Source organism: Rathayibacter sp. PhB151, from assembly GCF_004366415.1.
GTDB lineage: Bacteria > Actinomycetota > Actinomycetes > Actinomycetales > Microbacteriaceae > Rathayibacter > Rathayibacter festucae.
The window spans coordinates 78881-95487 of the sequence record NZ_SOEN01000007.1 but is presented as its reverse complement, the minus strand read 5'-3'; the positions used below and the strand labels follow the sequence as shown (position 1 = coordinate 95487).

The window sequence follows — 16607 nt, the reverse complement described above, 5'->3', positions numbered from 1 at the left end:
ATGACAGACACGCTCGCCCCCCAGGTTCCCACGTCGGCCGTCCCCCAGGAGCGTCGCGTCGCGACCGAGATCCCGGGGCCGCGATCGAGGGCTCTGCACGAGCGCCGCCTCGCCGTCGTCCCCACCGGAGTGGGCACCGCGCTCCCCGTCTACATCGACCGCGCGCACGGCGCGATCCTCGTCGACGTCGACGGCAACCAGTTCATCGACCTCGGCGCCGGCATCGGCGTGACGACGATCGGCCACACCGACGACGCGGTCGTCGCCGCCGCCACCGCGCAGCTCGGCCGCCTCACCCACACGCTCTTCACCGTCACGCCCTACGAGCCGTACATCCGCGTCGCGGAGCTGCTCGGCGAGCACACCCCCGGCGACCACGCGAAGAAGACCGTGCTGGTCAACTCCGGCGCCGAAGCCGTCGAGAACGCGGTCAAGATCGCCCGCAAGCACACCGGCCGCCCCGGCGTCGCGGTGCTCGACCACGCCTACCACGGCCGCACGAACCTGACGATGGCGATGAACTTCAAGGCGCTCCCCTACGGACTCGGCTTCGGCCCGTTCGCGAGCGACGTCCACCGCGCGCCGAGCTCGTACCCCTACCACGACGGCCTCTCGGGCGCCGAGGCGGCCGAGCAGACGATCGCGTACCTCGAGAAGACGGTCGGCGCGTCCGCGCTGGCCTGCCTCGTCGTCGAGCCCGTCCAGGGCGAGGGCGGCTTCATGGTCCCGGCGCAGGGCTTCCTCCCGGCGCTGCAGGAGTGGTGCACCGCGAACGGCATCGTCTTCGTCGCCGACGAGATCCAGTCGGGCATGGCCCGCACCGGCGCCTGGTTCGCCAGCGAGCACTTCGGCCTCGTCCCGGACCTGGTGCTGTCGGCCAAGGGCATCGCGGGCGGTCTGCCGCTCGCGGGCGTCACCGGTCGCGCCGAGATCATGGACTCCGCGCAGGCCGGCGGCCTCGGCGGCACCTTCGGCGGCAACCCCGTCGCGGCGGCCGCCGCCGTCGCCGTCTTCGAGCGGATCGAGCAGGACGGCCTCCTCGCCGAGGCCGACCGGATCGGCGCCCGCCTCGGTGCCGCGCTGCACGCCCTGCAGGAGCGCTACGACATCATCGGCGACGTGCGCGGCATCGGCGCGATGATGGCGATCGAGCTCGTCGAGCCGGGGACCGCGCAGACGACCAAGCGGCCGAACACCGCGGCGGTCGGCGCGATCATCGACTACGCCGCCAAGCACGGCGTGCTCGTGCTCAGCGCCGGCACCTACGGCAACGTGGTGCGCTTCCTCCCCAGCCTCGCCCTCACGGACGAGCTGCTGGACGAGGCCGTGGCCGTCCTCGGCGAGGCGTTCGCGACCCTCTGAGCCCCGCTCCCACCGACGACGGCCCGGCCCCTGGGCTCAGGAGGCGCCGGGCCGTCGGGCAAGATGGGGGGATGTCCGCAGGTACCTTCACCCTCGCCGAGTCCGTCGAACTGGCGGTGGTCGAGCGATCCGGCTTCGTCGAGTCGCGCCACGCCGGATCGGCCGTGCTCCTCGACTCCGACGGCCGCGTCGCCCGCACCCTGGGCACCCCGACGGCGCCTGTCCTCCCCCGCTCCTGCCTGAAGCCCTTCCAGGCCCTCGCCGTGATGACCGCCGGCGTCGAGCTGAGCGGAGCGGAGGCGGTGATCGCGACCGCGAGCCACGCCGGCATCCCGCAGCACGTCGCCCTGGTGCAGAACCTGCTCTTCCGCGCGGGCCTCGACCACACCGCCCTGCAGTGCCCGGCCGACTGGCCGAGCGACTCGGCCTCGCGCACCAAGCTGCTGCGCGCCGGCGCGAGCGCGGATCCGCTCTACATGAACTGCTCCGGCAAGCACGCGGCGATGCTGCTCGCCTGCGTGCAGAACGGCTGGAGCACCGACGACTACCTCGAGCGCTCGCACCCGCTGCAGCAGCACATCGTGGACACGATCGAGCGCCTGACCGGCGAGCGGATCGCGGGCTCTGCCGTCGACGGCTGCGGCGCTCCCGTGCATGCGCTGCCGCTGACCGCGCTCGCGAAGGGGATCTCGCGGATCGTCTCCTCCTCCCCCGCCTCGCCGTTCGGGCTCTACCGGCAGGCCGGCGTCCTGACCGAGGCGATCCTCGAGAACGCCTGGGCCCTGGACGGGCCCGGTCGCGACAACACGGTCGTGATCGAGCGCCTCGGCCTGGTCGCCAAGCTCGGCGCGGAGGGCGTGCTCGTGATGGCGTCGCCCGACGGCACGACGGTCGCTCTGAAGATCCTCGACGGCAGCCTGCGCGCCGCCACGGTGGTCGCGCTCAAGCTGCTGGTGGAGGCGGGCACCGTGGATCGCACGGCGGCGAACGAGGTGCTGGTGCGACTCAATCCGGTGGTCACCGGCGGCGGCAAGCCGGTCGGCGCGGTCCGCGCCTCCTACGTCTGAGGCGCTGGGGCGCCGCCGGAGCGGTCGGTCCCGCCGCTACTGCGTGCGCGCCAGCCGCTTCGCCCGGGCCGCCGCCGACACCTGCGTGACGACGACGATGAGGATCGCCAGCACGAACACCGCCGACGCGATCACGTTCGCCTCGGCGGGGATGCCTCGGGCCGCCGCGATGTAGATGTACTTCGGGAACGTGGTGACGGAGCCGGAGTTGAAGTTCGTGATGATGAAGTCGTCGAAGCTCAGCGCGAACGAGAGCAGAGCCGCCGCGAGGATGCCGGGCAGCAGCAGCGGGAAGGTGATCCGCCAGAAGACCTGGCCCGGTGAGGCGTAGAGGTCGCGCCCCGCCTCCTCGAGTCGCGGGTCGAGGCTCGCGACGCGCGCCTTGACCGTCACCACGACGAAGCTGATGCAGAACATCGTGTGCGCCAGGATGATCGTGACCAGGCCCTTCTCGGTCCCGAGCGCGAGGAACTGGGCGGCCAGACCGGCGCCGAGCACCACCTCCGGGGTGGCCATCGGCAGGAACAGCAGCAGGCTGATCGCCGAGCGGAACCGGAAGCGGAACCGCACGAGTGCGATGGCGATCATCGTCCCGAGTGCGGTGGCCAGCACCGTCGCGACGACGCCGACCAGCAGGCTGTTGCCGAACGCCGTCATCACCTCCTCGCTCGTCCACGCCGACACCCACTTGTCGAAGGTGAAGCCCCGCCAGGCGAGGTTGCTCTTGCCCGAGTCGTTGAACGAGTAGACGAAGGTGTAGCCGATGGGGATCAGCAGGAAGATCAGGGCGAGGGCGGTGTAGATCCCGAGCCCGAGGCCCTTGAAGCGGCGCGGGCCTCGCACCGGTGCGGGAGCGGGTGCCCCCAGCGCCTCCTGGGCGCTCGCGACGGGCCGGTCGGCGGTGGCGGTCACAGGAGGTCCTCCGTTCCACTGCGCTTCACGTAGAAGCCGACGATGACCAGGATCACGGCCATCAGCACGATCGAGAGCGCGGCCGCGGCCGGGTAGTTCTCGAGGGTGAGGAAGTTCGCCTCGATCGCGTTGCCCACCATCGAGGTCTGCGACGAGCCGAGGAAGTCCCGGCTCGCATTGATGTAGTCGCCCGCGGCCGGGATGAAGGTGAGCAGCGTGCCCGAGACGATGCCGGGCATCGAGAGCGGCACCGTGACCTTCCAGAACACCGAGGCGGGGTGCGCGTAGAGGTCGGAGCCGGCCTCGAGCAGCCGGGTGTCCAGCCGCTCCAGCGTCGTGTAGAGCGGCAGTGTCATGAACGGGATGAAGTTGTAGGTGATGCCGAAGACGACGGCGATCGGGGTCCCCGTGAGGTGGCCGTCGGAGGGCAGGATCGCGACGGTCTTGAGTGCCTGCACGAGCGGGCTCTCGTCGGCGAGGATCTGCTTCCACGCCAGCGTGCGCAGCAGGAAGCTGATGAAGAACGGCGCGATCACCAGCGTCAGCAGCAGGTTCTGCAGCAGCGGCCACGGCCGCGCCTTGACCCCGATGAAGTAGGCGAGCGGGTAGCTGATGACGAGCGCGAGCACCGTGGCGATCAGCGCGTAGCCGAAGGAGCGGATCGCGTGCGGCCAGTAGTCGGCCATCACGACGAGGTAGTTCTGCCAGGCGAAGCCCGGCGCGTACTCGCCGATGTCGCCGTCCGGCACCTCGACCTGGAACGAGGTCAGCACGAGCGAGATCAGCGGCGTCAGGAAGAACAGCAGCATGTAGACGATGCCCGGTAGCAGGAGCACCAGGGCGATCGTCGACCGCCGGCGGACCGGCGGATCGAGCGTGTCGGCCGAGCCGGTCGCGAACGCGGCGAAGGCCATGCCTACGCCCCTCCGGAGCGTCCGGCGAGCAGCCCGCGCTTCTGCAGGGCGATCGAGCGGGTGGAGTCGTCGGCGGCGAAGCGGGGCACGGTGCCCGGCTCGTCGGCCAGACCGAAGCCGTGCTCGATGCTCCAGCTGACCCAGACCTGCGCGCCCTCGCCGACGACCGGCCCGAAGACCATGTTCTGCGCGAAGACGACGATCGAGCCGAGCGTCGGGATCTCGATCGTGTACTGGGTGCTGACGCCGCTGAAGGAGACGTCGACCACGCGGCCCGGTCCGAGCACGTTGCGGTCCGGAGTGTCGGCCGGCGCCTCGGTGAGCAGGAGGAGCTTCTCGGGGCGGACGCCGATGGTCATCTCCCCGGACTCGCGAGCGGCACGGGCGGTGGGCACGACGATCCGGGCGTCGCCGGCCGCGATCGTCAGCGCCGTGGCGGTCGAGCCGACGACCTCGCCGGTGAAGAGGTTCGACTGGCCGAGGAAGTTCGCGACGAAGACCGTCCGCGGGAGCTCGTAGAGCGCCTCGGGGGCGCCCATCTGCTCGATCCGGCCCTTGTTCATCACCGCGACGGTGTCGGCCATGGTCATGGCCTCCTCCTGGTCGTGCGTGACGTGCAGGAAGGTGAGGCCGACCTCCTCTTGAATCGACTTCAGCTCGAGCTGCATCTGGCGGCGGAGCTTGAGGTCGAGCGCGCCGAGGGGCTCGTCGAGGAGCAGCAGCGCGGGCCGGTTGACGATGGCGCGGGCGAGGGCGACCCGCTGCTGCTGACCGCCGGAGAGCTGGGCCGGGCGGCGCTGGGCCAGGTGGTCGAGCTCGACCAGCCGGAGCGCCTCGTGCGCCTTGCCCACCGGGTCGTCGATCCGGCGGCGCTTGAGGCCGAAGGCGACGTTCTCGAGGATCGACATGTGCGGGAACAGCGCGTAGGACTGGAAGACCGTGTTGACCGGGCGCTGGAAGGTCTTGGTGGCTGTGACGTCCTTCCCGCCGATGAGGATCCGGCCGGCGCTGGGCTCCTCGAGGCCCGCGACGAGGCGCAGGGTGGTCGTCTTCCCGCAGCCGGAGGGCCCGAGGAGGGCGAAGAAGGAGCCCGCGGGGATCGTCAGATCCAGCGAGTCGATGGCGGTGAAGCCTGGGTACTGCTTGCTGATCCCGACCAGCTCGAGGTCGGCGCCGCGCTCGGCGAAGGTTCCCATCGCCATCAGATGCCCAGCAGCACTTTCTGGAACTCGGCCTGGTAGTCCTTCTCCTCGTCCGCGGTGAGCGTCCGGAAGATGTGGGACTGCGCGAGCGTGTCCTCGTCGGGGAAGATCAGCTGGTTCTCGGCCAGCTCCGGGTCGATGCTCTCCATGGCGTCCTTCGCTCCGTCGACGGGGGTGATGTAGTTGACCCAGGCGGCCACCTCGGCGGCGACCTCCGGCTCGTAGTAGTAGTTCATCAGCGCTTCCGCGTTGGCTTTGCGCTGGGAGCCCATCGGCACGACGAAGGTGTCGTTCCACAGGGTGCCGCCGGAGTCGGGGAGCGCGAACTCCCACTTGTCGCCGGCCTCGGTGTTGATCAGCGTGATGTCGCCCGACCAGCAGATCGCCGCGAGGGTGTCCTCGTTCTGCAGGTCGTTGAGGTACGCGTTGCCCTTGATGTTGCGGATCTGGCCCTCGTCGACCTGCTTCCGGAAGACGTCGATCGCGTTCATGAACTCGTCGTCCCCCCAGGAGCCGGCGATGTCGGTGCCCTGGGCGAGCATGATCAGCCCGATGGTGTCGCGCATCTCGCTGAGCACGCCGACCCGGCCGCGCAGTGCCGGATCCCAGAGGTCCTCCACGCTCGCGAGTCCGTTCGGCAGCTTCTCCTTGTTCCAGCAGATCCCGGCGAAGCCGGCCTGGAACGGGAGGGAGCGGTGGCGGCCCGGATCGAAGTCCGGGTTCGCGAGCGAAGGGGTGAGGTTCGCGATGTTCGGGATGTTGGCGTGGTCGAGCTCCTGGATGTAGCCGCGCCGGGCCAGCCGAGAGACCATCCACTCGGTCAGGCAGACGGTGTCGGCGCCGATGTACTGGCCGAGCGCGAGCTGGTCCTTGACCTTGCCGTAGTAGGAGTTGTTGTCGTCGACCGCGACGTTGTAGGTGACGGAGATGCCGGACTGCTCCTCGAACGCCGCCAGAGTCGGGTATCCGCCGTCGTCGTCCTCGTCGAGGTACGCCGGCCAGTTGTCCCAGACCAGTCTCGGATCGGAGGCGGACTCGTCGACCGCGGCGGTGGGGGCGGCCCGCGAGACCGGGGCGCAGCCGGCGAGCGCCAGCGCGCCGACGCCGAGCCCGAGGCCGCCGAGGACCGCGCGCCGCGAGAGCATCGCGCGCCTCTCCCGCTCGCGGGATCGTGCGACGGCGATGGCCTCGCGGAGGACGGGGTCCCTCGGGAGAGGACGGGTCATGGCTGCGGCTCCTGACTGCGTCGGTGCTCGGGCCCACCGGCGTGAACGTGGGGAAATACTGGCACAGTGCTCGGACGTCTGTCGATGACGGACGGAGGAGATCGGTGATCTGGAAACATGATTGTCACGAAATCCGCGCTCCGAGGGCTCTCCGACCACGGATTCCTCCTGTTCGGCGCCGGTGGTCAGGACGCCGGGGCGTCCGGCCAGCGCGCACGACGGAGACGGTCGTCCACCAGGAGCAGCACCCTGTCGCCCGCGCAGAGAGGTGCCGGCGGGAGCGGACCCAGCACGACCCGCGCCTCGGCCGGGGGGAGGTCGAGCACGACGGAAGCGCTCGCGCGGAGGCGGGCGAGGAGCGCCCTCGCCACGGACCACTCCGCGACCGACCCGAGGATCGCCGCGCCGGCCGGAGGCAGCCCGTCCGCCACCGCCGGGACCGGCAGCGCGGGGACGCCGACCGCGGTGAGCCTCGCCCGCAGCGCCCCCGCGCGGTTCGTCAGGACCACGAAGGGCTCCTCGCCCCTCGGCACGACCGGCACGGCCGCCGGACGCCTGCCCGACGGCGACGGCGGCGACGGCGGCGGCGCGAAGACCTGGATCCGCTCCCCGCGCCACCAGCCGCCGCCCGGGGGCAGGTCGCCGCGGTACGGCTCGCCGTGCAGCGCAAGCAGCTGGTGCTCCTGCCGGTGTGCGGCGCGCAGCAGCAGGACGTCGTCGAAGGCGTCCCGGAGGCCGGCGAGACCGTCGGTCGCCCGGCGGGCGGTGGCGACGATCGGCTCCCCGCCGGAGCGGAGCGCCGTCTGCAGGGCGTCGAGGAGTCGCCGGCGCTCGTCCTCGGCGCAGCGCCGCAAGAGCAGATCCAGATCGTCGAGCAGGAGCGGACCGGACGGCCCCTCCTCGGCGACGACCGCGTCCCAGGCCTCCTCGACGTCGAGCGGGCCGACCGTGCGAGCGCCGCCGAGCTGCGCGGCGACCGTGCGGAGCGCGCCGCTGCGACCGGAGCCCGCTGCTCCGAGGACGAGGAGGGAGCGGTGATCGAGGTGGACCACGTCCTGGCGCTGCTCGGCCGGGCGGTCGACGACGCCGAGCACGATCCGGCCCGTCCGCCGGTGCTCCGGCAGGGGGATCCGGTCGGGCAGCGGGTCGAGCCAGGGCCGGTGCGCCGGGGCCGACCCGGCGCCGCTCCGCCTCGCCCTGGCGATGTCGTCCTCCTGCGCGAGAGCCGCCTGGACCAGCTGTCCGCGGCCGCCGACCGACACGACGCACCGGCCCGCCGCGCGGTGCGGGATCCGCGCGGCGGCGTCCGAGCCGATCAGCGCTCGCGAGTCGGCGGCGTCGTGCACCCGGAGCGCGATCCGGAGGCCGCAGTTCGCCGCGACCGCGTCGCGGACGACGCCCACCGGCCGCTGGGTGCAGAGCACGAGGTGGACGCCGAGCGAGCGCCCGCGCGCGGCGATGTCGGCGAAGGTGCGGTGCAGCTCCGGTGCGCGCTCCAGCACGACCGCGCACTCGTCGACGACGACGACCAGTCGCGCGAGCACACCGGGTGCCAGCCGGGCGATGTCCGGGACGCCGCGCTCGGCGAGGACCACCTCGCGACGGCGCAGCTCGGCGGCGATGCTGGTGAAGGCGCGGAGAGCCCCCTCGGTGTCGAGATCGGTGATCACCCCGGTCACGTGCGGGAGGGGCCGGAGCGCGCTGAACCCCGCGCCGCCCTTGAAGTCCGCGAGCAGGAACGTCACGGCGGTCGGCGGGTGCCGGATCGCCAGCCCCACGACCCAGGCGATCAGGAGCTCGCTCTTGCCGCTCCCCGTCGTCCCGCCGACGACGGCGTGCGGCCCGTCGCGCACCAGATCGATCTCGATCGGGCCGCTCGGCGTCCGCCCCAGCAGCACCGGGAGGCCGGTGCCGTCGTCGGGTCCGTCCCGGCCACCGAGGTCGGAGAGCAGCACGGTCTCCGGGAGCTCCGCCGGTCCTGCGCCGCGGGCGGCGGCGAGCGACTCGGCGTAGCCGCGCGCCTGCTCCGCTGCCACGAAGTCGACGACCAGCGGCTCCGTGGTGCCGGGCCCTCTCCGGCCGACAACGCTCGCGACGCCGGCCCCGCCGAGCTGGACGATGCAGCGGCACCGCTTCGGCAGCTCGGCCGCTGTGCCGGCGAGGGCGAGGACGGCGTCCGCCTCGGTCGCCGCGTCCCCCTCCAGGACGGCGAGGGCGAGCGGCGCGCCGGCCGACCGCGTGTGCGGAAGAGCGCGGAGGCAGCGCCAGCCGGTTCCGGACGGCAGCTCGATGCGGAGGGCTTCCGGCGTGACGAGCTCCGCGATCTGCACCAGGAGCCCCCGCACAAGCGCGCGGGTGAGGACGGCGGGGCCGACGACGCCGATCCCCGAGGACATCGCCGCCAGCAGCACCTCCCCGTCCCCCTGCGCCCCCTCCCCGGTCTCCCTCGTTCGACCGAGCACGACCTCGAGTCCCTCCGCCGGCCGGCGCCAGCGGGCGTCCGCCGGGACGCGCTGCTCGAGCACGTCGAGCGGGAGCGGCGACGCGCGGCGGAGGGCGGCGAGCTCCTCCGCCCGCGCCTCCGCCGTCGCGGCGGTGTGCTCCGCGAGCTCCCGGGAGTAGCGCTCCGCCTCCCGCCGCGCGGTGCGGCCGCGGAGTCGGGCCGCGTCGAGGAAGGAGGCGAGCGCGACCACCGGTCCGAGCGCGGCGAGGGCCAGCGTGTACGGCGACGAGGTCAGCGCGTAGAGCACCAGGGACGACAGCACCGGGGTCAGCGCCGCGATCCACGGGAACGGCGGCCGCGGTGGCGAGCTCGGCGGGGTGGGCGGCAGGAGCCGTGCCCGGGGGTGCTGGATCGTCATCCGACCAGCGAAGCGGACGCCGGCCGCGCGCGGTGGGTCAGCGGGTGATCGGTGGACGGTTCGAGGCTGTGGAGGAGCCGTCGACCCGCTCCACCGCCATCTCGACCGCGGACAGCAGGAGCCTGCTGCCGATCTTCGCGCGGTAGCGGCGGCCCGCTTCGAGCGGGAGCGGGGCCTGCGTGGGGGCGACCAGCACGGTGCCGTTCGCGGACCATCGATCGCTGACCCACAGGCCGCCCTCGTCGAAGCCGAACTCGAGGTGCGTCTTCGACAGCGAGCGCGTCGGATCCGGGACCGCGAGGATGTGCCGGAAGGTCTCGCCCGCATCCGGCAGCGGCTGGCGGCCGATGAGACCGCTGCCGGTGACGATGGCGTGCTGCCCGGAGGCGAAGATCAGCTTCACGAGCCCCTGACTCGGCGGCGCCATGGGCGCTCCGGGAGCGGGCCGCCGGTGCCGGCCCGGTGCGAGACCGGGGAGCCAGGCACGGCGAGAGGGGTCGAGGACGGTGGTGTCGCCGGTCGACGCGGGGCGGGAGGCGCCGGGAGTAGCGTGCGAGGCCACCGAGGTGCCGCACTCTCCGCAGAGGATCGCCCCGGGATCGAGGGTGGAGCCACACGTGCTGCAGATCACCGAGACCACCCCTCCTCGACCCATGCTACCCGGGGCTCCGGCGGGCCTCCCGGGTCCTCGATCAGTCGCTCTCGCCGGTGACGGCGAGCACGTCGACGACGATCACCGTCACGTTGTCGCGTCCACCGTTGCCGAGCGCCGCCTCGACCAGTCCGTCGGCGGCGTCCTGGGCCGTCTCCGCAGTGGAGAGCACGTGCTCGAGGCCCGCGTCGGTGAGCTCCTTGGTCAGGCCGTCCGAGCAGATCAGCAGCCGCGACGGGGCGATGACGGGAACGAGACGGTAATCGGGGACGGGCGGCTCGTGGAAGCCGACCGCCCGGGTGATCACGTTGCTGTGCGGGTGCACGTCGGCCTCGTCCCGGGTGATCAGGCCGGCATCGACGAGCTCCTGGACGATCGAGTGGTCGACCGTCAGCTGGACCAGGGCACCCTGGACGCAGAGGTAGACGCGCGAGTCGCCGATGTTGAAGACGGACCAGTAGGGCTCGCCGCCCACGGCGGTCAGTGCCGCTCCGGTGACGGTGGTCCCGGTCCCGCCGTCGGCGGTCTGCGACTGGCGGGCGATGTCGTCCACGGCCTCACGGAGCGCGCGGTCGATCTCCTCGGCTCCCACCGTGCTGCCGGTCGCGGCGAGGGAGAGCCGGGACACGACGGCGTCGCTCGCCACCTCTCCCGCCGCGTGACCGCCCATCCCGTCGGCGACGGCGAAGAGCGGCGTCTTCGCGAGGTAGCTGTCCTCGTTGGCACTGCGCACCAGGCCGACCTCGGTGCGCGCCGCCCAGCCGAGGGTGACCTCCGCGGAGGGCGTGTCCGAGGACCAGGCCGAGACGGGGACGGTCACCGACGCTCGGCTGCGGCCGATCTGCGTCATCGCGTCTCCTCGCCTCCGCCGGCTCCGCGCACGCGGGCCGATCCCTCCGATGCTAGCGGCTGTGCGAGCACCGGAGACGCCCGCTCAGCGGCGCCCGGCAGCGCCCGCGCGGAGGATCGGACCGACCGTCGCCCGCATGGGCGAGAGCGCTTCCGCGACAGTGGATTCCGTCATCCGGGACGCCTCGCCGATGCGGATTCACTTGCCGGGCCCCGCCGAGGCTGCCAGGATCATCGCATGAGCCCCTCCCGCCCTCCTGCGCCGCGCCCGCTCCAGCTCGACGACGTGTCCAAGGCGATCATCGAGCAGCTGCAGGCCGACGGCCGGCGGTCCTACGCCGAGATCGGCAAGGCGGTCGGGCTCAGCGAGGCGGCCGTCCGCCAGCGGGTGCAGAAGCTGACCGAGTCGGGCGTGATGCAGATCGTCGCCGTGACGGACCCGATGCAGCTCGGCTTCTACCGGCAGGCGATGATCGGCGTCCGCGTCACCGGGGACACCAGGGTGGTCGCGGACAGCCTCGCGGCGATCCCCGCGGTGGACTACGTGGTGCTGACGGCCGGCACGTTCGACATCCTCGCCGAGGTCGTCTGCGAGAACGACGACGACCTGATCGCCCTGCTCAACCAGGAGATCCGGTCGCTCCCGGGGGTGCTCTCGACCGAGACCTTCGTCTATCTGAAACTCCACAAGCAGTTCTACAACTGGGGAACGCGGTAACCGATGACCACAGAGACAGCATTCTCGAGCCAGGGCCTCGCGTCCGGCGATCCGGTGAAGGGCGAGGACGCCCCGGCCGGTTTCGACGACGCAGCGCTGCAGAAGAAGGCCAAGGACCACCTCTGGATGCACTTCACCCGGCAGTCGGTGATGGACTCCGGCGCGGGGGTCCCCATCATCACCCGGGGCGAGGGCCACCACATCTGGGACAGCACGGGCCGGAAGTACTTCGACGGGCTGTCCGGGCTCTTCGTCGTCAACGCGGGCCACGGCCGGCGGCGGCTCGCGGAGGCCGCGGCCAAGCAGGCGGCCGAGCTCTCGTTCTTCCCGCTCTGGTCCTACGCGACGCCCTCGGCGATCGAGCTCGCTGATCGTCTCGCGGATCACGCACCGGGCGACCTCAACCGCGTGTTCTTCTCGACCGGTGGCGGTGAGGCCGTCGAGACCGCCTTCAAGCTGGCGAAGCACTTCTGGAAGCTCCAGGGCAAGCCGGGCAAGCACAAGGTGATCTCGCGCGCGGTCGCCTACCACGGCACGCCGCAGGGCGCGCTGGCGATCACCGGCATCCCGGCGATGAAGGCGATGTTCGAGCCGATCGTGCCGGGTGGCTTCCGCGTGCCGAACACCAACTTCTACCGCGCGCCCCAGCACGGCGACGACCTGGAGGCCTTCGGCGTCTGGGCCGCGGACCGCATCGAGGAGATGATCGAGTTCGAGGGCCCCGAGACGGTCGCCGCCGTCTTCCTCGAGCCGGTGCAGAACTCCGGTGGCTGCTTCCCCCCGCCGCCCGGCTACTTCCAGCGGGTGCGCGAGATCTGCGACCGGCACGACGTGCTCCTCGTCTCGGACGAGGTGATCTGCGCCTTCGGGCGGATCGGCCACATGTTCGCCTGCGACGAGTACGGCTACGTGCCGGACATGATCACCTGCGCGAAGGGCATGACCAGCGGCTACTCCCCCATCGGCGCCACCATCGTCAGCGACCGCATCTACGAGCCCTTCCGGCACGGCGAGGTCTCCTTCCCGCACGGCTACACCTTCGGCGGGCACCCCGTCTCGGCCGCGGTCGCGCTGGAGAACCTCGACATCTTCGAGGAGGAGAAGCTCAACGAGAACGTGCGGGAGAACTCGCCGCTCTTCCGCTCCACGCTCGAGAAGCTGCTCGACCTGCCGATCGTCGGCGACGTCCGCGGCGCGGGCTACTTCTTCGGGATCGAGCTGGTCAAGGACAAGACGACCAAGGAGACCTTCGACGCCGAGGAGTCCGAGCGCCTGCTTCGCGGCTTCCTCTCGAAGGCGCTCTTCGACGCCGGCCTGTACTGCCGGGCGGACGACCGCGGCGACCCCGTCGTGCAGCTCGCGCCGCCGCTCACGATCGGTCCGAAGGAGTTCGACGAGATCGAGCAGATCCTCCGCTCGGTGCTGACGGAGGCCTGGGCACGACTCTGACGTGCTCGTGCGCGCCGCCGGATCGAGTGGCGGCGCGCACGAGCCCGCTGAGCACGCCTCACGCGGCGCGGCGCCCCTCGACGGCCCACGGGCACGGCTCGCCGCCCTCGAGCGCGGCTACGAGGATCCGCGAGTCGTGATCGTGCGGATCGAGCCGGACCGCCTCCCGCGCGAGGAGCGCCGCTGAGCGGATCGACCCCGACGACCAGTGGAGCGTGGCGAGCAGGACCAGCAGCGGTCCCCGCTCGGTCCCGGGCGCCGCCGCGGCCGCGTGCGCGACGAGCCCGATGACGGACGGCGCAGCGGCGCGGTCGGGAGAGGCGACGAGTCGGATCACCCGCTCCCGGCCTTCCCGCCCTTGCGCGCCGACGATGAGCGCCGCGAGGGCGCGGGTCCGCGGCTGCCAGGGACGACCCGACGCCGCGCGCAGCAGGAGGGTCTCGACGTCGGTCATCACCGCCTCGGGGAGACGAGCGCGCGGGTGCCGGTCGAGCAGCGCGTCCACCTCCGCCGCGATCGCGAGCGCCTCCCCTCGGCCGACGACGGGCAGGAGTTCCGCCGAGGGGGTGTCGTCGGCCCTCCTGAGGATCGTCGTTCCGCTGCCCGGCCGAGTCGGGCGGCGTGCGCCGGAGGGGACGAGCACCTCCACGGCGAGTCCGACCTCCTGCGCTCGACTGCTCAGCGCGCCGAGGAGCGCACCGGCGGACGGGTCGCGCCGGCCGCTCGAGAACAGTGCGATCACCAGGCGCTCTACGCGCCCGAAGCGCCCGAGGGCCCCGATCCAGACCCGTGCGGCTCTGGACGGATCGCCGACAGCGAGGTCGAAGCGGAGGGCGCCGGTCGGCGTGCCGCCCCTCAGCGGGACGAGGACGACGCTCTCGTGGGGCGGGTGCCCGAGCAGGCGAGGGATGGCCGCGAGCACGGCGCTGTGATCGACGGGATGGACCGGAGACGATGCAGTGGATGTCATGCGGCAACGGTGGCGGGCCCGGCATCGCAGCGGGGCGGGCCCCTCGGCGACCGGAAGACAGATCGCCGGAACGCCACCTGTGGAGGACGCCCGCCGACGGCATCCGGACGCGCGCCCACCTGCTGGTCGACCAGCCGCGGCCGATCTCGCGCCCGGTCATGCTGGTCGACTGACCGCAGGCGATCGCGCGCGAGGACATGCTGGTCGAGTAGCCGCCGCAGGCGGCGTCTCGAGACCCACCGTCTCTCGGTGGGCGGATCTCGATACGCCCGCTCCGCGGGCTACTCGATCAGCATGGAGGCCCCGACGCTCCGCGATCGGCACGTGCTTGCTGGTCGAGTAGCCCCGCAGGGGCGTATCGAGACCCGCCCACCGTCAGCACGACGGGACTGCGAAGTCGGTGGATCTCGACGCGCCCGTTCCGTCCTCCACAGGCCGCCGAGCTGCGGAGCCGTCCACCGATGTCCGATTCCCGCCGGTCGGCCGCGGGTCCCGCGGATACTCTCGTGGCATGAGAACGACTCCCCTGCACGTGCGCCGCACCGTCAGCCCCCTCGGCCGGATCGAGGTCGGCAGCGACGGCGAGTCGATCGTCTCGCTCGCGATCGAGAACGGCGGAACCCTTCCGCACGACCATCTGCCCGACGACTCGCTCCCCGTCCTCTGCAGCGCGGTGGATCAGCTCGACGCCTACTTCGCGGGCGAGCGGCGCACGTTCGACCTGCCGCTGCTGCTCCGCGGGACGCCCTTCCAGATGGAGATCTGGGGAGCGCTCCAGGGCATCGGCTTCGGCGAGATCACCTCCTACGGCGCCCTCGGGCAGGCGACGGGACGGCTCCGCTCCGGCCGGCCCATCGGCGGCGCCGTCGGCGCGAACCCGATCCCGATCCTCGTCGGCTGCCACCGGGTGCTGGCCGGAGACGGCCGGATCACCGGCTTCAGCGCCGGCGAGGGCGTCGCCACGAAGGCCTGGCTGCTCGATCACGAGGGGATCGCGCACCGATGACGGCCGAGGACGGGCTGATCACCGACGCGGACGGAACCGTCCGCTGCGGCTGGAGCGGCGACGACGTCGAGTACCGCCGCTACCACGACGAGGAGTGGGGCGTCCCCCTGCACGGGGACCGTCCGCTCTTCGAGAAGATCTGCCTCGAGGGCTTCCAGGCGGGGCTCTCCTGGATCACCATCCTCCGCAAGCGGCCTCGGTTCCGCGAGGTCTTCCACGGCTTCGATCTCGACGTCGTCGCAGCGATGGACGAGGACGACGTGGACCGCCTGATGGACGACGCCGGAATCATCCGCAGCCGCCCCAAGATCCTCGCGACCATCGGCAACGCACAGGCGGCCGTCGCCCTGCGCGAGCGCGACGGCGAGGGCGCGCTCGACCGCCTGGTCTGGTCGTTCGAGGAGGACGCCCCGCCCGGCCGCATCGTCCGCCCCGCCGACGTCCCGACCTCGACGCCGGCGTCCCTCGCGCTCTCGAAGGCGCTCCGGAAGGCCGGCTTCCGCTTCGTCGGTGCGACGACCATGTACGCCCTGCTGCAGTCGGCCGGCGTCGTCGACGACCACCTCACCGGCTGCTTCCGCGCCCGCTCCTGACGCTCAGGCCGACCGCACGACCAGATCCAGCTCGCCGCTGCCGGCGTTCGGCGCCAGCTCGAACCCGCGGGACGCCGCCCACTCGACCAGCTCGGCGAGGGAGTCGGTCTCGACGCCGTCCTCCGCGAGCGCGCGGACGAAGAGGCCCTTGCCCTGCTTGTTGAAGTGATTGAGGTTGCGCAGCTGCCCCGACGCGTCGCGCGACCGCACCCGGACGAAGAAGCGCCACTCCCCCGGCTGCAGCGGCCCGAGCGCCGCGTAGGACTCGCTGCGCAGGTCGAGGACGAGTCCCGGGAGCGCCGACAGCTCACGCCCCGCCCCGGCAGCCCACCAGCGCTTGAGCGGCATTCCGGGGATACGCGAGTCGTGCGACAGCCGGTACGCGGGGATGCCGTCGAGGCCCCGGACGGGACCCCAGAGCGCGGACTGCACCACGACGATCCGGCCGAGGACGCCGCGCGCCCCGGCCGAGAGCGACGCAGCATCGAGCGCATCGAACAGCACGCCGTCGAAGCGGTCCACCGCGGGCATCGCCGGCGCGGTCGGCAGTGCCGCGTTGCGCTCGATCTCGCCGAGCTGCCGGGGACCGAGCTTCAGTGCGCGGGCAGCCGCGTCCCGGTCGCCGGCGAGCGCGACCAGGGCGTCGCGCAGGGCGACTCGACGCTCGGTCAGCCCCGGGAACGACAGCTCCTCGACCCGGAACTCGGCCGAGCCGCCGTCGCGCTTGGTCTCGGACGGGGGAAGCAGGACGTGCACGGGACTCCTCGGGGAAGACGGCGCGCGAGAGCGCGCGAGTGGAACGCGGCGAGGGGACGCCGCGCACGAC

Annotated in this window: 15 protein-coding genes; 6 read left to right on the top strand and 9 right to left on the bottom strand. The window is 72.3% G+C overall.

Going from position 1 to position 16607, the window contains the following annotated elements:
* Positions 1-1362 carry a 4-aminobutyrate--2-oxoglutarate transaminase gene (gabT, locus tag EDF35_RS07785; protein ID WP_133961663.1) on the top strand — a complete coding sequence of 454 codons (1362 nt, stop codon included), beginning with the start codon at positions 1-3 and terminating at the stop codon, positions 1360-1362.
* Positions 1363-1433: 71 nt separating this feature from the next.
* Entirely contained in the window at positions 1434-2429 is a 996-nt protein-coding gene (locus EDF35_RS07780; protein WP_123702932.1) for an asparaginase, read from the top strand.
* Positions 2430-2465: 36 nt separating this feature from the next.
* On the opposite strand, the gene EDF35_RS07775 is transcribed toward EDF35_RS07780, so the two are convergent.
* The 7 genes from EDF35_RS07775 to EDF35_RS07745 form a co-directional block, all read right to left on the bottom strand.
* Positions 2466-3233: an ABC transporter permease gene (locus EDF35_RS07775; RefSeq protein WP_243839966.1), complete on the bottom strand. Its 768-nt coding sequence runs from the start codon at positions 3231-3233 to the stop codon at positions 2466-2468.
* Between the two features lie 104 nt (positions 3234-3337).
* On the bottom strand, positions 3338-4255 hold the full coding sequence (locus tag EDF35_RS07770; RefSeq protein ID WP_123732044.1) for an ABC transporter permease: 918 nt from the start codon (positions 4253-4255) through the stop codon (positions 3338-3340).
* A gap of 2 nt (positions 4256-4257) precedes the next feature.
* Positions 4258-5457, bottom strand: coding sequence for an ABC transporter ATP-binding protein (locus tag EDF35_RS07765; protein WP_123445519.1), 1200 nt, complete (start codon positions 5455-5457; stop codon positions 4258-4260).
* Positions 5457-6683 carry a spermidine/putrescine ABC transporter substrate-binding protein gene (locus EDF35_RS07760; protein WP_123702926.1) on the bottom strand — a complete coding sequence of 409 codons (1227 nt, stop codon included), beginning with the start codon at positions 6681-6683 and terminating at the stop codon, positions 5457-5459. Before EDF35_RS07760 ends, EDF35_RS07765 begins: the two co-directional genes overlap by 1 nt.
* Before the next feature lie 185 nt (positions 6684-6868).
* Positions 6869-9544 carry an FtsK/SpoIIIE domain-containing protein gene (locus EDF35_RS07755; protein WP_133961661.1) on the bottom strand — a complete coding sequence of 892 codons (2676 nt, stop codon included), beginning with the start codon at positions 9542-9544 and terminating at the stop codon, positions 6869-6871.
* A gap of 37 nt (positions 9545-9581) precedes the next feature.
* Complete coding sequence (locus EDF35_RS07750; RefSeq protein WP_133961659.1) at positions 9582-9971, bottom strand: hypothetical protein; 390 nt, start codon at positions 9969-9971, stop codon at positions 9582-9584.
* 265 nt (positions 9972-10236) lie between these two features.
* Positions 10237-11046 carry a protein phosphatase 2C domain-containing protein gene (locus EDF35_RS07745; protein ID WP_123445515.1) on the bottom strand — a complete coding sequence of 270 codons (810 nt, stop codon included), beginning with the start codon at positions 11044-11046 and terminating at the stop codon, positions 10237-10239.
* Positions 11047-11283: 237 nt separating this feature from the next.
* Here EDF35_RS07745 and EDF35_RS07740 point away from each other — a divergent pair, with 237 nt between their 5' ends.
* The gene (locus EDF35_RS07740) at positions 11284-11763 is read left to right on the top strand and encodes an Lrp/AsnC family transcriptional regulator (RefSeq protein ID WP_123445514.1); all 480 of its coding nucleotides are present in this window, start codon (positions 11284-11286) and stop codon (positions 11761-11763) included.
* A gap of 3 nt (positions 11764-11766) precedes the next feature.
* On the top strand, positions 11767-13212 hold the full coding sequence (locus tag EDF35_RS07735) for an aspartate aminotransferase family protein (RefSeq protein ID WP_133961657.1): 1446 nt from the start codon (positions 11767-11769) through the stop codon (positions 13210-13212).
* Positions 13213-13270: 58 nt separating this feature from the next.
* Here the strand turns inward: EDF35_RS07735 and EDF35_RS07730 are convergent, their stop codons facing one another.
* The gene (locus EDF35_RS07730) at positions 13271-14182 is read right to left on the bottom strand and encodes a DUF4192 family protein (RefSeq protein WP_133961655.1); all 912 of its coding nucleotides are present in this window, start codon (positions 14180-14182) and stop codon (positions 13271-13273) included.
* A gap of 511 nt (positions 14183-14693) precedes the next feature.
* Between EDF35_RS07730 and EDF35_RS07725 the strand changes: the two genes are divergently transcribed.
* Positions 14694-15188, top strand: coding sequence for a methylated-DNA--[protein]-cysteine S-methyltransferase (locus EDF35_RS07725; protein WP_133961653.1), 495 nt, complete (start codon positions 14694-14696; stop codon positions 15186-15188).
* On the top strand, positions 15185-15781 hold the full coding sequence (locus EDF35_RS07720) for a DNA-3-methyladenine glycosylase I (RefSeq protein ID WP_133961651.1): 597 nt from the start codon (positions 15185-15187) through the stop codon (positions 15779-15781). Before EDF35_RS07725 ends, EDF35_RS07720 begins: the two co-directional genes overlap by 4 nt.
* Positions 15782-15784: 3 nt before the next feature.
* Here EDF35_RS07720 and yaaA read toward each other — a convergent pair whose 3' ends face one another.
* Entirely contained in the window at positions 15785-16537 is a 753-nt protein-coding gene (gene yaaA / locus EDF35_RS07715) for a peroxide stress protein YaaA (RefSeq protein WP_133961649.1), read from the bottom strand.
* Between the last annotated feature and the right edge of the window lie 70 nt (positions 16538-16607).